The sequence below is a fragment of the Bradyrhizobium sp. 25ACV genome (assembly GCF_054863005.1).
The window spans coordinates 165,390-180,728 of record NZ_JAVAYO010000009.1; the positions used below are offsets into that span (position 1 = coordinate 165,390).

Annotated in this window: 11 protein-coding genes; 2 read left to right on the top strand and 9 right to left on the bottom strand. The window is 58.4% G+C overall.

Annotation, left to right across the window (positions count from 1 at the left end; all coding sequences use genetic code 11):
* Positions 1–997: 997 nt before the first annotated feature.
* Together RAD04_RS21960 and RAD04_RS21965 are read right to left on the bottom strand one after the other, a co-directional pair.
* The gene (locus tag RAD04_RS21960) at positions 998–2,020 is read right to left on the bottom strand and encodes an NAD-dependent epimerase (RefSeq protein ID WP_461625417.1); all 1,023 of its coding nucleotides are present in this window, start codon (positions 2,018–2,020) and stop codon (positions 998–1,000) included.
* Between the two features lie 22 nt (positions 2,021–2,042).
* Positions 2,043–3,317, bottom strand: coding sequence for a nucleotide sugar dehydrogenase (locus RAD04_RS21965; protein ID WP_461625571.1), 1,275 nt, complete (start codon positions 3,315–3,317; stop codon positions 2,043–2,045).
* A 180-nt stretch (positions 3,318–3,497) separates the two neighbouring features.
* Between RAD04_RS21965 and RAD04_RS21970 the strand changes: the two genes are divergently transcribed.
* The gene (locus tag RAD04_RS21970) at positions 3,498–4,478 is read left to right on the top strand and encodes a GDP-mannose 4,6-dehydratase (protein ID WP_461625418.1); all 981 of its coding nucleotides are present in this window, start codon (positions 3,498–3,500) and stop codon (positions 4,476–4,478) included.
* Between the two features lie 27 nt (positions 4,479–4,505).
* On the opposite strand, the gene RAD04_RS21975 is transcribed toward RAD04_RS21970, so the two are convergent.
* The 7 genes from RAD04_RS21975 to RAD04_RS22005 all read right to left on the bottom strand — a co-directional run bounded on the left by RAD04_RS21975 (position 4,506) and on the right by RAD04_RS22005 (position 13,643).
* Positions 4,506–5,459, bottom strand: coding sequence for an NAD-dependent epimerase/dehydratase family protein (locus RAD04_RS21975; protein WP_461625419.1), 954 nt, complete (start codon positions 5,457–5,459; stop codon positions 4,506–4,508).
* Complete coding sequence (locus RAD04_RS21980) at positions 5,456–6,577, bottom strand: glycosyltransferase family 4 protein (RefSeq protein ID WP_461625420.1); 1,122 nt, start codon at positions 6,575–6,577, stop codon at positions 5,456–5,458. The genes RAD04_RS21975 and RAD04_RS21980 overlap by 4 nt, the downstream gene beginning before the upstream one ends.
* A gap of 29 nt (positions 6,578–6,606) precedes the next feature.
* Positions 6,607–7,380: a methyltransferase domain-containing protein gene (locus RAD04_RS21985; RefSeq protein WP_461625421.1), complete on the bottom strand. Its 774-nt coding sequence runs from the start codon at positions 7,378–7,380 to the stop codon at positions 6,607–6,609.
* A gap of 83 nt (positions 7,381–7,463) precedes the next feature.
* On the bottom strand, positions 7,464–9,398 hold the full coding sequence (gene asnB, locus RAD04_RS21990) for an asparagine synthase (glutamine-hydrolyzing) (RefSeq protein ID WP_461625422.1): 1,935 nt from the start codon (positions 9,396–9,398) through the stop codon (positions 7,464–7,466).
* A complete protein-coding gene (locus tag RAD04_RS21995) occupies positions 9,398–10,483 on the bottom strand; it encodes a glycosyltransferase family 4 protein (RefSeq protein ID WP_461625423.1) in 1,086 nt (361 codons plus the stop codon). The genes asnB and RAD04_RS21995 overlap by 1 nt, the downstream gene beginning before the upstream one ends.
* A gap of 583 nt (positions 10,484–11,066) precedes the next feature.
* On the bottom strand, positions 11,067–11,942 hold the full coding sequence (locus RAD04_RS22000; RefSeq protein WP_461625424.1) for a class I SAM-dependent methyltransferase: 876 nt from the start codon (positions 11,940–11,942) through the stop codon (positions 11,067–11,069).
* A 903-nt stretch (positions 11,943–12,845) separates the two neighbouring features.
* A complete protein-coding gene (locus tag RAD04_RS22005) occupies positions 12,846–13,643 on the bottom strand; it encodes a YdcF family protein (RefSeq protein WP_461625425.1) in 798 nt (265 codons plus the stop codon).
* Positions 13,644–14,568: 925 nt separating this feature from the next.
* Between RAD04_RS22005 and RAD04_RS22010 the strand changes: the two genes are divergently transcribed.
* A complete protein-coding gene (locus RAD04_RS22010; protein WP_461625426.1) occupies positions 14,569–14,808 on the top strand; it encodes a hypothetical protein in 240 nt (79 codons plus the stop codon).
* Positions 14,809–15,339: the final 531 nt, after the last annotated feature.

Here is a 15,339-nt window from a genome sequence, read left to right on the forward strand (position 1 = left end):
ACAGCTTCCTCGACGCCTCATTGATCAAAAAGGCTACCGAAACTGAGCGAGATGGAGGACGACAAAAAATACCGCCATTAAAAGCGGCTCAGAACGTTGCAGATCGGGCACCGAGCCACCATGCTGCGCTCATTAAGACGGCCAGGACGACTAGCTTCGGCGGAAGCCACGATCCGACCTCGTAATAGCTGCTGCCAAGACGCAACACGATACTGCCTATTCCCACAACTACAGCAAGGGCCATTAGCCAGAACGCACCTCGATCGTGTCCACCGACGAATAGAAAGGTGGCAACGAGTGCAATCAACCATTCCATCGTTGCCTCACCTCGCTACGCAAGATGGCTACTTTGCAGGGGTGCCGGACAGCCAAGTTTGCGCACATGACCGTAATACATTCGTTCCGCCAAGTCAGCCGAGTGTTGAAGGGAGCCAGTTTGGGCTACCCTCCGTCTCATCTGCGCCTTTGCCTCGTCGTGCAGATGTGCTAAGAAAGTCAAGGAGACACCGAGATCGATGTAATGTGGATTCCAATTGTCGGCGGCCTGCTCCTAGTAGGCGGGGCAGCTTTCATCGGGCTTGTATTTGCCGCCCAGCTTAAAGCTACAAAATTCCAGGACAATGAGCATGAGTAGGAACTGGGCTCGTTCTCAGGAGACCTGCTGCCAGAGGCACTTCAATCGATCTGTTCGGAATTTTTGACATCAAATCTCCACAGCTAGGTTCTGGATCATCAGCGTCGCCAATGGGCCAAAATCAGCAACTCTGCTTATCCCAAGGTCTTGTCCGTTTCGAAAGCCAATTCGATAGGAGCAAAAAACAGCAGCGATCGACGCAATTAGCAGAAATAGAAGACTGTGAAACTCTCATGCGTTCTTGTCCGTATGACAGCAAACCTATGAGAATATCCGGTAAATCCAATTCATTTTTGACAGGAAGTCCTAGTTAGGGCCTCATCGGCTACTCAGAAAGGTGGATCGCCGCAGCTCTCGCTCCAACTAAACTTTGTGATATCCGCGATACCATTGGACAAACTTGCTGATCCCCTCCTCGGCGCTAGTCGAGGGCCGGAACCCGACGTCGCGCATCAGATCGTCGACATCAGCGTATGTGGCCGAAACGTCGCCGGGCTGCATCGGAAGCATTTCCTTCGCTGCAACACGACCCAACTCCTTCTCAAGCAGGGAAACGACGTGCATGAGCTGCTCGGGCCTGTTGTTCCCTATGTTATAGATCTTCCAAGGTGCTGCGCTGCGGGACGAATCCGGAGCATCCGCCCGAGCCTGCTCCCCGGAAGCGGGGGCAGGCGGTCGATCAATTAGTCGGACGATGGCCTCCACGACATCGTCGACATAGGTGAAGTCACGCGACATCTGCCCGTGATTGAACAACTTTATGGGCCGACCTTCCACAATCGCCTTTGCAAATATGAACATTGCCATATCGGGCCGCCCCCACGGTCCATACACCGTGAAAAACCGCAGGCCGGTGGTCGGCAGGGAGAAAAGATGGCTGTACGCATGCGCCATCAACTCGTTCGCCTTCTTGGAAGCCGCGTAGAGGCTGATTGGATGATCGACGCTGTCATGGACCGAGAACGGCAGCTTCTTGTTCGAGCCATACACTGAAGATGAAGAAGCGTAGAGCAGGTGCCGACATTGCGCATGCCGACAGCCCTCAAGAACGTTCATAAAGCCTTGCAGGTTCGCGTCAACATAGGCATGCGGATTCTCCAGTGAGTATCTTACACCGGCTTGAGCCGCTAAATGGATGACATGGGAAAAGCACGACTCGGAAAAGAACGGAGCGATTGCGTCGCGATTGGCGAGATCCATTCTGACAAAGCGGAAGGATGGAAGCCCCTGCAAGAGGCGAAGGCGGGCTTCCTTCAGGCTTGGATCATAATAGTCATTGACGATATCGAGACCAATGACTTCCCGGCCAGCCGACGCAAGCCGATGCGCTACATGAAAACCTATGAATCCGGCGGCGCCGGTCACTAGTATCTTCTGATCAATCATTGCGCCGGTTACCTCTTAAGAGCTAGAGTCGCCAAAGTTCTATCTTGGCCGGCTTGCTCGCCCGGTCCAGTCGGGACTTGACATCCAGGACTAGACCCTGCCCCTCTTTCAGGAGCGACTGCAAGAATGGCCAGCCCAGATTGACGAAAGTGTCGTGAGCGACGGCGAGTACGACCGCGTCGGCAGGTTGCTGCTCATTGTGATCAGAGAGCTCAATTGCATACTCGTGGAGGGCCTCGGAGCGGTCCGCCCAGGGATCGCTGACCTGAACCTTGATGCCGAACGATTCCAGTTCCCGGACAATGTCGACGACCTTGGAGTTGCGCAGGTCTGGCACATTCTCTTTGAACGTCACGCCCAGCACGGTGACAACCCCGCCGCGCGATCCCCTCTTCAAGAGACGCCGAATGCACTCTCGCGCAATCCGCGCGCCCATGTCGTCATTGATGCGCCGCCCAGCAAGGATGACTTGAGGATGGTACTTCGCTATCTCGGCGCGATAGGTCAGATAATAGGGATCGACCCCTATGCAGTGTCCGCCGACCAGACCCGGCTGAAACGGAAGGAAATTCCACTTGGTGCGGGCAGCCGCCAGGATATCCCCGGTATCTAGATCAAGCGCATGAAAGATCTGCGAGAGCTCATTCATAAAGGCAATGTTGAGATCTCGTTGAGTGTTCTCGATCACCTTGGCCGCTTCAGCGACCTTGATCGAAGGCGCCTGATAGATGCCAGCCCTCACGACCGCGCCATAGACATCGGCAACGATCCTGAGCGAATCGGCGTCCTGCGCGGATACCACCTTTTGGATTGTCTCGAAGCGATGTTCTTTGTCTCCGGGATTGATCCGCTCAGGGGAATATCCGACGTGGAAATCAACGCCAGCCTTGAGTCGGGAGGCGCGCTCGAGCACCGGCACGCACTCCTCTTCGGTCGCACCGGGATAGACCGTCGACTCGTAAACGACGATGTCTCCCTTCTTCAAGGCGCCGCCGACGGACTTGGATGCGCTCAACAGCGCGCGGAGGTCGGGCTTGTTTGCGCCGTCAATCGGCGTCGGAACCGTGACGATGAAGAAGTCGGCCGCGGCCAAACCTGCCGGCTGGTCCGTATATTCGATGCGTGCCGCATGCAGATCGGCCGTCTCGATTTCGCGCGTGCGATCTTGACCTCGACGCAGCTCGGCGATCCGCTCCGCGCTGATGTCGAATCCGATGACCCGATATCCGGCCCGGCCAAACGCCACCGCCACTGGAAGGCCGACGTAGCCAAGGCCTATGACGCCAATGTTTCGGATAGTTGACAAACCGGTCCGCTCCCGCCTGAACTACGCTGCACGCCTCGTTAGCTACGAAGCACCTCTGTTGCAATAGCCTATCTTTCGGCGACGGGGCCCGCTAAGCAGCTAGCCCTTGAGGCGGCCTACCTTTAAAGCTAGCTATGGTGTCGCAAACCTCGGCTCGGAAGTCAGTTCGCCATGTCCCAAAAAGCCCTAATTTTCGGAATATCCGGACAAGACGGCTCGCTGTTGGCTGCACATTTGCTCAAGCTCGGCTATTCGATCCATGGAACGTCTCGCGACAAGGAACTCGGCATCTTCACGAACTTGCAGCGGCTGGGCATCCGCGATCGGGTGACACTCCATTCCGTTGATCCTGCCGATTTCGGCAGCGTCCTGCGCGTCATTTCCGAAACGACTCCCGACGAGATCTACAATTTGGCGAGCCAATCTTCCGTCGGCCTGTCATTTGATCAACCGATCCAGACTCTGGAATCCACCATTTTCAGTACTCACAACATAGTCGACTCCGTTTATCGACTGAAATTGAGCTCGCGCGTCTACAATGCGTGCTCGAGCGAGTGCTTCGGCAATACTGATTTGCCTGCCGACGAATCTACCCCGTTTGGTCCACGAAGCCCCTATGGCGTCGGAAAGGCCGCGGCATTTTGGACCGTAGCGAATTACAGAGATGCACACGGGCTCTTTGCGTGCTCGGGGCTCTTGTTCAATCACGACTCGCCATTGCGTCCGCAGCGCTTTGTCACGCGAAAGATCGTATCGGGTGCCGCAGATATTGCGGAGAAGAAGACGGACAGTCTGCGAATTGGGAACCTGCACATCTCCCGGGACTTCGGCTGGGCGCCGGAATATGTTGAAGCCATGGCGATGATGCTCCAGGCCGACGCGCCTGAGGACTTCGTGATCGCAACAGGACAAACGAATACGCTCGAGAGCTTCGTTCGCGAGGCATTCAGCTATTTCGGACTCGATTGGCAAGAGCACATCGACTTCGACGAAAGCCTGCTCCGTCCGATCGACCTGAAATGCAATTCGGCCAACCCCGCCAAAGCGAAACGAATACTCGGCTGGGAAGCAAAGGTCTTCATGAAGGACGTCGTCAGGCTGCTGGCAGACGGCGAACTCGAATACCGCCGCGCAGCGAAGGTGAGACCATAGCGCTTCACTGGCCTCAATCCGCCTGTGTTAGCGAGACACTAGAAACGCTCGCGCAGTGCGCTGCAATTCCTCGTCAACGCTGATGGGCGGTTGCCACCCGAGCATCTTGCGAGCCTTCCGACTGTCGACACAGAGCGAGAGACAGAGCCGTTGCGCCAGCGCCCTTTGGCCTGCCAATGCGGCCACGCCCTCCAATAGACTTACGGGAACGGGCAGCAAGCGGGCCGTGGTGTCGAGAGCCACCGCCAGCCTTTTCAGAAGCTCCGGTGTCGATAGGTCTTCATCATCGCTGGCCATAAAGACTTCTCCTGCCGCCGCAGGGTGTCGTAGACAGGTGCAGATTAGGTCGACCATATTCCCGACACCGATCAGGCTGCGGCGATTTTCGATGCCGCCAAGCGGCAGCGGAAGTCCGCGCCGCAACCAACGCATCATCGATAGAAAATTTGCACGTACACCCGGCCCGTAGATCAAAGGCGGACGCAGGACGACCACCTGCATTCCGCTCGCGCGGCTGAGCTCGAGCAAGCCACATTCGGCTTCGAGCTTCGACAGCCCGTACGGGTCTTGCGGGTGCGGCGTTGCTGTTTCAACGAAAGGCACGTCCGGAGCTGTAGATTCGCCGCAGACCTTGACCGAGCTGAGAAACACGAAGCGGCGAACGCCGGCAGCGGCGGCCTGCCGTGCGAGACGTAGAGTCCCGTCCACATTGACACGACGATATGCATGCAGCGCATTCGCACTGCTTTCGCGCATCACATGCACCCGCGCGCCCAGATGCGCGACGGTGTCACATCCCGCGAGCGCAGATGTCCAATCGAAAGGGCCTTCGAGATCAGCATTCTCGGCAACATCGATCGCAGCCGGGAGGTCTCCGCGATTGCGATGGACACCGGCCCGAAGCGGAATTCCATCGGCAGCGAGTCGACGGACCAGATGCCCGCCGACAAACCCTGAAGCGCCGACCACCAGGACCTTCATTGCGCCATCAGCTCGGAATAGATCGCAAGTGTCTGCGCAACGACGATCTCCTGGGAGAACTCCGCCTGGACGAGCTTTCGACCTTGCGCTCCCATACGACGCCGCTGCTCCGGGTCTGCGAGCAATTGCGCAATGACCTCGGCGAGCCGACCGACGTCGCCGGCCGGGACGAGCATACCGTTGACACCATCAATCACGATCTCCCGGCAGCCCGGCACGTCGTAGGTGACGATGGGGCATTCGCCCGCGGCGGCTTCGATCAGGGTCTTGGGGATCCCCTCCCCGTACGTGGTCGGCAAACAGACGATCGCCGCCTTACGGATAATCTCGGGAATATTGTCGCGATGTCCCCACCACTCGACGAGACCATCGTTATGGTATTGCCTGAGAACGGCTTCAGGAATGGAGTGCGGGTTTTCGGGGTCGGGCGCACCCGCAAGGACGAACCTTGCAGCCGCGTTCTTTTTCCGCAGCTGAGCCGCGACTCGCACGAAATCCTCGACCCCCTTCTCCTTGATCATCCGGGACGCCAGGAGAACGATGGGGGGGGAACTCTCCCGGCGTATTTCGGAGAACTGTGCGAGATCGACACCCGATCCCTTGACGAGACGTATCTTCTCCGATGCGACGCCAATGTCGTCGGACAGTACCCACGCGTCATCCCTGTTCTGGACGATCGTCAAGGCCCGCCGCTGCCTCAATGCATACCTCAATAGCGGAGCCATCAGGCAGCGAAGGGTCTGCGCATACACCCCCTTGGACGAGAACACGAAACCCAATCCCGCGAGGTTATTGACAATTGCGGCCACGCCCGTGAGCCGTGCCGCGATCGAACCGTACAGGACGGGCTTCACAGCCACGTGATGAACGATGCTCGGGCGATAGCTTAGGTAGAGCGTCACCAGTTCAGCGATGCTCGCCAGTTCGCGGAACGGATTTCGGCCGGAGCGCCGCATGCGCTTCAGGCCGATGGGCACGAATCCTTCGCGCGTGATCGCATCGGCCTTCTCGCCAAGCCGCGTTGCCACGAATACCTCGTAGCCGGCGGCCAACGCCGCGCGGGCGATCGGCAGGCGGTGGGAGACAAAGTACCAGTCCTCTGTCACGACGAACAGCAATCGCTTCCGGTCGAGAACGGGGGCCTCCCTCACACCGGCCTCATGATCACGCGAATTTCGCAAACCATGAAGTCCTCATCGGCAAACGGTCGAAATTGCGGCGCCATTCGATCACGAGGCAACGGCAGTTCCGGCCATCGCTGCTCCGAGATGACCTCCACGCTGAAGCCGCCCTCCCTCATCAGACCGATCATTTCCTGCGGCCGGATGCGATTGGTGTAGAAGCCGGAGGTTCGGAAAGCCTGAGTCTCCCATACGTCATCTCCAAAGCGCAGATTGTTGAGGCCGCCTCCAAGGTGATCGCGGAAATCGATGCTGTGAACCCCGATCCCGTCGGGCGCCACAACCCGGCGCAGTTCCTTAATCAGGGCCGGAAATTCGTCCCGATAGATGTGCTCAAGCACGACCTGGGACCAGACGAAATCGATCGACTGGTTGGGGATTTTCTTGAGCGAATTCGTGCCTTCCGTCAGATAGGCGATATCGTACTCCTTCATCGCATCCGGAAGGGTTGCCGACTTCAGCGGCGCAACGGCCCGCCCGTGCGAAGCAAGCAGCTCGAGAAGTGCGCGGCATCCGGCGATGTCGGTTTCCGCGAAAGGCCCTGCATCCGCGAGCCAGGCCTTCTCGGCACCGAACGCGCGGGCGACAAAGCCCGACAGGACCGAGTCTCCCGGTCCAAGCTCAAGGGAACGAAAATTCGCAGGAAGTTGTCCATGCTGTACGGCCGACCGGAAATGGCTCTCGAACGCGGAGATTGCACGCTCCGGAACCATCATCTCGCCATGGCGGAACAGTCCCATGCGTTTCCAGAGAGCGTAAGGGACAGGCAGACGCGCGAGCCCAAGCTTGATCCCCAGTTTGGCCCACCACGGCACGCAGGAACTCAGACCCATTGCCTTGCCCGCTCAAGCCACAAGTCGAACATCAGCACGGTCCAAAGCTGGCCACCGCGGTTCACCCGACCGATCTGATGTTGCCGCCAGTTGTCGCCGATGGCTTGACGGTCGAAAAACTCGTCATTGCTGGAGGACAGCCAATCCGATGCCCAGCCCTTCAGCGGGCCACGCAACCAGTTATCGATCGGGACGCCGAACCCCATCTTCGGACGTTCGAACAACTCACGGGGCACATACCGCTCCAGCAAACGCCGAAGGACGTATTTTCCGGAATGATTCCTGAATTTCAAGGAGATCGGGATCTCCCAGGCGAATTCGACCATGCGGTGATCTAGGAGCGGCACGCGAGCCTCGAGCCCGACACGCATGCTTGCCCGATCGACCTTGGTCAGGATGTCGTCCACGAGATACGTAGACATGTCCCAAGCCATTTGCTCCGCGGTTGCAGGAACGGCGGGCAACAGGGGCGGGGGCGCAGGTCTTGCAATAGCGACGCCGTCCGACCGAACCAACACGGTTTCGGGGTTTGCCCATTGCGACACCAACCTGCTCTGCAGTTCGTACAAGGTCGATGATGCGAGCACGGACGCGACCTTGTGGATCTTCTGCCCTGGCAGCGCGGGCTGCAGATGGGCCGGCAGGACGTAGCTTAGCGGTCGAAAAGCAGCGTCCCAACTCGCGGGCGATGCCGAGGCCAGACCGGACGCCGCCATGCGGCGTAACGCATGGGGAATCCTGGTCAGACGTCTCCAATAATCGGAGACGAACAAATAGCGGTTGTAGCCGCCAAACAGTTCGTCGCCACCGTCCCCGGACAGCGAAACCGTCACCTGCTGTCTCGCCAGCTTCGAGACAAGAAAGGTGGGTATCTGCGAGATATCCGCAAAGGGCTCGTCATAGATGTCCGGTAGCGAGGGAATGACGGCCATCGCATCGGCGTCCGAGACGTAAAGCTCCGTGTGATCGGTCTGAAGATGCTTCGCGACGTCGGCGGCATATCTGGCTTCGTTGTAATTTGGATCGTGAAATCCGATCGAGAATGTCTTGGTGGATCCACTGCCCACGGCCTGCATAATGGCCGTGACCGAACTGGAATCGATGCCGCCGGACAGGAACGCTCCCAGCGGCACATCTGAGATCATATGCTCGGCGACGATACCTCGCAGGCGCTGGTCCAGCTCTTCAAGCACCTCCTCTTCGTTCGGGCGCTGCCTCGACATGCCGCGCGCGACGACCTCCGGAATTGACCAGTAGGCTGTCGGCTCGCTTGTTTGACCGTCGCGAAACCTAAGGGTGGTCGCGGCGGGCAACTTGTACACGCCCTCGAAAATGCTGAGGGGCGCAGGAACGTAACCGAGACGCAGGTATTCGGACAAAGCCGGTAGTGAAACCGCAGGAAGCTTTCCGCGCTGCACCACGATCGGGCGCAGCTCTGAGGCGAAGATAAGCGTTCCGTTTATAACGCTATAGTACAGCGGTTTGATGCCGAGTCGGTCGCGGACGAGCACAAGCGTGCGTTCGCGTTCATCCCAGACTGCGAGCGCAAACATGCCGGCGCATCGCGAGATCGTCTCATCAAGGCCCCAATGTTCGAAGCCCGCAACGACGACCTCGGTATCGGAGTGACCGTGGAATTGATGTCCTTTGGCCTCGAGCTCGCGGCGCAGGTCGCGGTAATTATAGATTTCGCCGTTGTAAGTCAGCGCATAGCGCCCGGACGTCGAAATCATCGGCTGCGCACCGGCGGACGACAAATCAATGATCGAAAGCCTGCGATGGCCGAATCCGGCGCAGCCGTCCTTGCTGATCCAGTGGCCTTCGCCGTCCGGGCCGCGATGCGCAAGCGCATCGGTCATGCGGCCCAGAATCTGGCGATCTATCTGGCCTGTCTTGTTGCTCGCAATTCCGATGATGCCACACATTATTGCGCTTCGGACTTCTGGCGTGGGGTGATTGACGTCAGAATTGACGCGAACTTCGCGGCGATGGCGGACCACGACAGCTCGCTCATGGCGTGGGTTTTCGCCGCCGCCCCGCAACGCAGCCGCAAGGCCTCATCATCGACGAGCCGGCTGAGTGCAGCAGCAAGTGCGGCCGGCGTCGAATCTGCCGCGACCAGTCCGGTCTGCTCGTGCAGGACCTGCTCGGCAAGCCCCCCGACCGGAGTGACGACGGCCGGAATTCCGGCCGCGCCTGACGTCGCAAGCACGGCGGACTGGCTCGCTCCGCGATATGGAGCAACGACGATATCAATTCCCTCGAAAACCGCGCCGACATCCTCTTCGGGGACCCATCGATTATCGACGAAGACGTCCTCAAGCCCGGCGATCTGCGCCCGATACGGCTCGATATCTCCCGGACCGATGATGCGCAGTCCGACATCCTTGCGCTCGCACTTCATGATTTTGTAGGCGTCAAGAAGGATATCCAGTCCCTTATACGGCAACAGGCGTCCGAAAAACAGCAGTTGGACCTTGCGCCCAGTTCGCATGGAAGTCGGATTTCTGTTTTCAGCGTAGGGGAAAACTCCCAGCGGGGCGATCCACACCCGTTCGGCGGGAAAACCGTTGTTCGTCGTGACCGACTTCTGCGTGTAGTCGGTCAGCGCAACGATGCCGTCGCTTGCGGCGATTTCGGTGTCGAGCATCCATTTGCGAATGGCGATGTCATCTCCGGCGTGCGGCTTTGGATCGTGCAGGACGAACACATAAGCGACGTCCCGCGGCCTGCGCCACAGCGTCGGCACGTTCCAAAGATGGCTCATCGTGCAAACCACCACGGAGATGTTGTGCTCGCGCACATATCGCCAAAATCGATGTCGAACGATCGGCACACGCAGCATGGCGAGGATGGCCGACGAAACGTTCGTGTAGGTGTCTATGTGATAACCTGGCAGCCCAAGCTCGTCGAAATCGGCGATGATGTCTCCTTGTCGTGATAGCGAAAGATGCAGCTCGAGCTCCGAATGCTTCTTGAGTTCGCGTACCAGCTCGTAAGTGTACCTCACCCCGCCACCCCTTCGTCCCCAATGCCAAATCAGCACCTTGCGGCGTGTTGAGAGAGACGGCCTTGGTTCCAATAAGCCGGTCTGCGTCGATAACGTCTCAGTCATTGTAACATTATACCGCCACACTGCGGCTGCGAACGACCGACATGGGCAATACCCCTACAGAATGGTTGTGCGGCCAGCCCCTTGACCGGTGGCGCCGGCTTCCCCGCAGAGCCTCAATATTCGACCATGGGCCGCGAGTCGATGAGGAGGTTGAGCCAGCAGAGAAGTAGGGCCGGCCGCGTACCGAAATCGCGCCGCTTATGTTGGGCCTCCGAGCCTCCACTAGACACACGAGTCCGTGAGGAAGTTAAGAAGAATACTGTGTTTCCGCGAGACTCGGCCGAATTCAGCGCCGCAACATCAAGACTCGTTGCCGAAACGCCGGTGAATGCACAGATCTGGACCGTTTCGGAGGTTGCCGACGAGCAGCGGACGCCACCCGCCGCGCCGGCCCAAATGCCAGACTAGCACGTTCCGAAGTGACGTCACCGCGACAAGCGGCCCCGTTCCCGACATGGCGGCCGGCGTCGGCTAGGGCTCATGATTTAGTTCCGGAATAGACACTGTGAATGCAGGCCGGCACCAACAACGCCTCGATCCGAAACTTCTCAAGCAGATTGGCCACTTTAACTAAGAACGAATTCGATGCCAACGCGGTCGGCACCAGCCTAAACAAGCGTGTAGAACCCTTGATGCCATGGCGCGCAAAAGCGCTTGCAATAGCTCCTCCGGTGACGAGGCGCTCATTGCCGTAAACGAACCGCTCGCCTGACGCTTTATCGATCTTATCGATGATCGTGTTGAAGCCGCGGATGCGAAACATCTTGTACTGAATCGCAGGATTCCAAGCGTTCGGTTCGACTATCACGATTCTGCCGCCGGGTGCCAGCAACGACGCGATCTTGGCAACGATCTGATCGCGCGGCTCCAAATGATGAAACGTATCCTTCATGTAGATGAGGTCGTATTGGGCACCAGGGAGATCAAGCAGATTGATACGCTCGATCCTGACCGTTACCGGCCTGATCTTGTCACGGACATGCTGTGTCAGTTCGCGCGCAGCCTCCGTCCATTCGGACTTCACATCGATACCGGTTACATCTGCACCACGCAGCGCCAACCAATGGAGGTCCGAACCGATGCCACAGCCGATCTCAAGGACGCGCAAGCCAGGACGAACGAGTGCGATCACATCGGACAGGCGCCGGTCATAGGCCCGCCAGAGATAGGGCGCCGAACTGCTGAAATATTGAGGGTAATTGGCCCGAAATGGTACTTTTTCCTGATCGACCGAATGAAGACACCACTCGAAAAATGCCGCCGGGGAAGAGACTACCGATTTTGCGACAGAGTTCATTTTTGGATCCCAAATCCACGGTAGCAGCTCGACCTTGGTGATGGAATAGGTCGCCACTATATCTGCTCCTATAAAGCCGTTGAGGCAGCCGAACAAGCGAACAGGCACGGGCCGGATGCCGGTCTATACGGAACCGCCGGTGGCTCAAACGCTCGCGCACATCGGTACTGATGCAACCATCACCCCACCGGATGCCCGCAGACGACCTGCGTCGATGAAATGGACGGCGTCGCAGAACTGAAAACGCGCCTTGCGAAGCAAAAACAACGCTACCACAAGACTACAACCGGCGTTGAACTGTTCACGAAGGTGCGTCCTACGATCTTGGCCGCCAGGCGCAGCCGGCTGGAGGCCATTCAAGGGGCAGGATGCTGTGGGACCGCGCGGCAATGGGGGTCCGACATGGGAGCTAGCAGAGGTCCTGGTTGGTCACTCCGGTCCCCAAACGGCCCAGCTAACTTATCGAGGCAACGAAGCCGCCATCGATACCTGGAGCCTGCCGGGACCAAGCAATCCGACTGAATATTTGATCGGGATGGGGCCGCGGTCGGTTGAAAGGTTCGCTTCGCAGTGCCAGCGACCATCGCTCATATCACCGGTCTGACCACTTATTCCGCTCACGATCAGTTGGGGCGATGACTGGCCGACATTCGTTTTCACGATGTCAGCCACGACGCTGGCATCACACGTCGGCAATACCGGTCGTTCTGTGGTCAATCCAAGCGCCGCCCCCGTCATTCCAATCCCGACGACGCCTCCGATTAAGACATACAGCCTCACCATCCGCCTCCTACGACAACAAAGCATCGAAGTATGCCGCGAGCAGATCACCTGCTGGTTAACGAAAAGTTAATGGGGCAAGGGCGAAGCATTATCGGCAGCTTGCCGTGTCCAGCGGGCGCGACAAGGAGACTAGCCATCGCGTCAGGCTTTGTACTGCCCCGCATCTCTGGACTGCAATCAGGAGGGTGTTTGGCCAGGCAGGAGTGCGTCCGTTTTGCCCAGGGCTCGATAGACCGCAAGACCGATCCACTCTCGCGTTGCGATGTGCACAAGCAGAAGCGAGGAAGCAAAGTTGCCAAAATCGAGCCAGGACGTGCTGCCGGCGGTAAGCCAGCCCGTGGGGACCGGCTGTACCGGGAAGCCAGCTTTCCGAAAGAGCCCCACCGCTCGGGGCATATGATAGGCGGACGTGACAAGCATCCAACGATCGCTGGAAGTGGGTGAGGCAAGGGCCTTCGAAAACAATGCGTTCTCAGCTGTGTTCCGTGATTTGTCGTCGATCTCGACGCGAGCTTTGGGGATGCCCAGATCATTCAGGAGCTGCAGAGCATAATCGGCCTCCCGGAGATTGTTCGGCCAGAGCTCAGGACTTCCCCCAGAATAGATGATGCGCGCCTTTGGGTAATGGCGGGCCAGCATCGCGCCGGTGATCAGCCGATCGATCCCCATGTCCGAAACAGGGAGGCCTCGTAAGGCAGAGATCTCCGGCTTTGTCGTTCCACCCAGAATAACAACGCCGGTAGGAGGATCCGCCGTCGGCAACCAAGGCGGGAAGCGATCTTCGAGAGGTTTGAGCAGCAGGCTCCCCACCGGCGTGAACCCACATATCGCCAAGGCTAGCACAGAAAAGGTGGCTAGCTTCCGGCCAGCAGGGACGAAGCGCGTCTGGAGCAGCAGACAACCAAACAGGCCAATGGTCGCCAAGAGATTTGGCAAGATGCTCAGGGCGCCGAGCGTCTTTGACAGCAAGAACACGGGCGAGCGCGAGGCTAGTTCCGGTCTTTCGAAATCCCGTTTTCGTACTCTTTAACTTGATCGATATTGACCTTCAGGACCACCCCACAGCAGATCGCAAATGCGATCCATCCGATTGCAGCAAGTTTCACACCCGCCTCCATTCTCACCTCGGCCCAATCTGAGGAGCAGGTCAATTGTATCGAAACAGTGGCGACCGCCGCTATGGCACTGGATTGGGTGCTCGAAAAGTGTCGCGCCTCTGCTCAGCTCAGAGCCAGATATATCTTCAACCGCAGCTTGGTCAACATCTCAGATGCGGCGCCTTGACCCGGCTGCGGTAGGCACGGGACCGAAGCCTCACGCTCCATGCCATACGTCGACCCACGCCGACGGCGGCCGCTCAAGATCGCCTTCTCTCAATCTGTTCGATTGTGGCTCAATTCACACATCGCGCGCTAAGCCATCCCAAAAACTGCGCGATCACCTCGGCGTAAATGCCTAGGATTGCCACCGTGAAATAGATGTAAATGCACCAATTCATCAACGCGGAGGGCACGAGTTAATTCCTTGAGTAAAAAGGTGAGCGAAGGGCCAACAGGCTGCCCGCCAACGTAGACCGGCCCGCTCACACGTGCCTATGCAGTCCCCAGAACGCAATTAAGAGAAGGGCTACGGCTCCAACTCCAAGAAGCACGAGAACAGCTTCCAGCATGACGAATCAAGCTCCGCCCCGGTTAAGCCTACACCCGGGCTGGAAATCCGTGCCATCAGAGCGTCAAGCTAATCGGTCAGAAAATAGCAGGGCGGCAAGAATGCCGACGACCATAAGGGGAATCAGCCAAAGTTCCATGGTTCCACTATGGATCGGCGGCCGGGCTTGCGCTAGGGGCAGAGGCGAACCGCAAGTGTGAAGCGACAAGCGATTTCGCTTGGAGGGAGGGCGATGGACTGGGTCCTCGGAATGGTCGCGGTATTTTGCTACGCTGCAGGTCTTAACACGCTTGCATTCGCGATTCTGGCTACAGCTCTGATCATCAGTTTCGGCACCATCGCGCTTAGATTGAGAAGTCGCGTGCAAGGGTCCTTTCCGGACGATAATTGGATAGCGCCGAAGCTGTTTACTGCCTTGGTTCTGTTGGCCGCGATCTGGTGCGTGGCGGCGCAGGTATTTATCAACCCGTAGGATAAGGTGCGGGATGGAAGCCGCCTGCCCTAGCGCGGCACTCTGTCTCTCGCCGCCTTCAGGTCAGCCTTGACCTCTGGGACTATTCCACGGTGGGCTGGCTCCCGACTTGGCGGCCGCTCGTTGAGGTCGCGAGCCCACGGCGCCCCGGACGGTCTCGCTGACGGTGGCTGGTCACTTGCGCATGCAGAGATCAGAAGACCGACGAGGATCAGCGAGCCTGCCCATATCATCGCTTGGATACGCATTTCGATCCACGGAGGGCTCCGAATAGAGCTCGTCCACCTCAGCGTGGGAGAGCCGCATAATGGTCCCGTACACTCTCTCGTCGACGTCGGGCACCAGCGTAGCACGTGCGCCGAGCGTTAGCTTGAAACCATTGACGTTAGCCTGCCGCACGTGCGATGGCCGCAGCCCCTTAGCCTCGAGAGCCTCCGGGTCCATGAAAAGCCCGTAGAAGAAAACAGTCACTCGCTGCGCCATAATAGCGTGCTCAAAGGAAAGGCCAACCTCGGCATTGGCGCTTTTTCA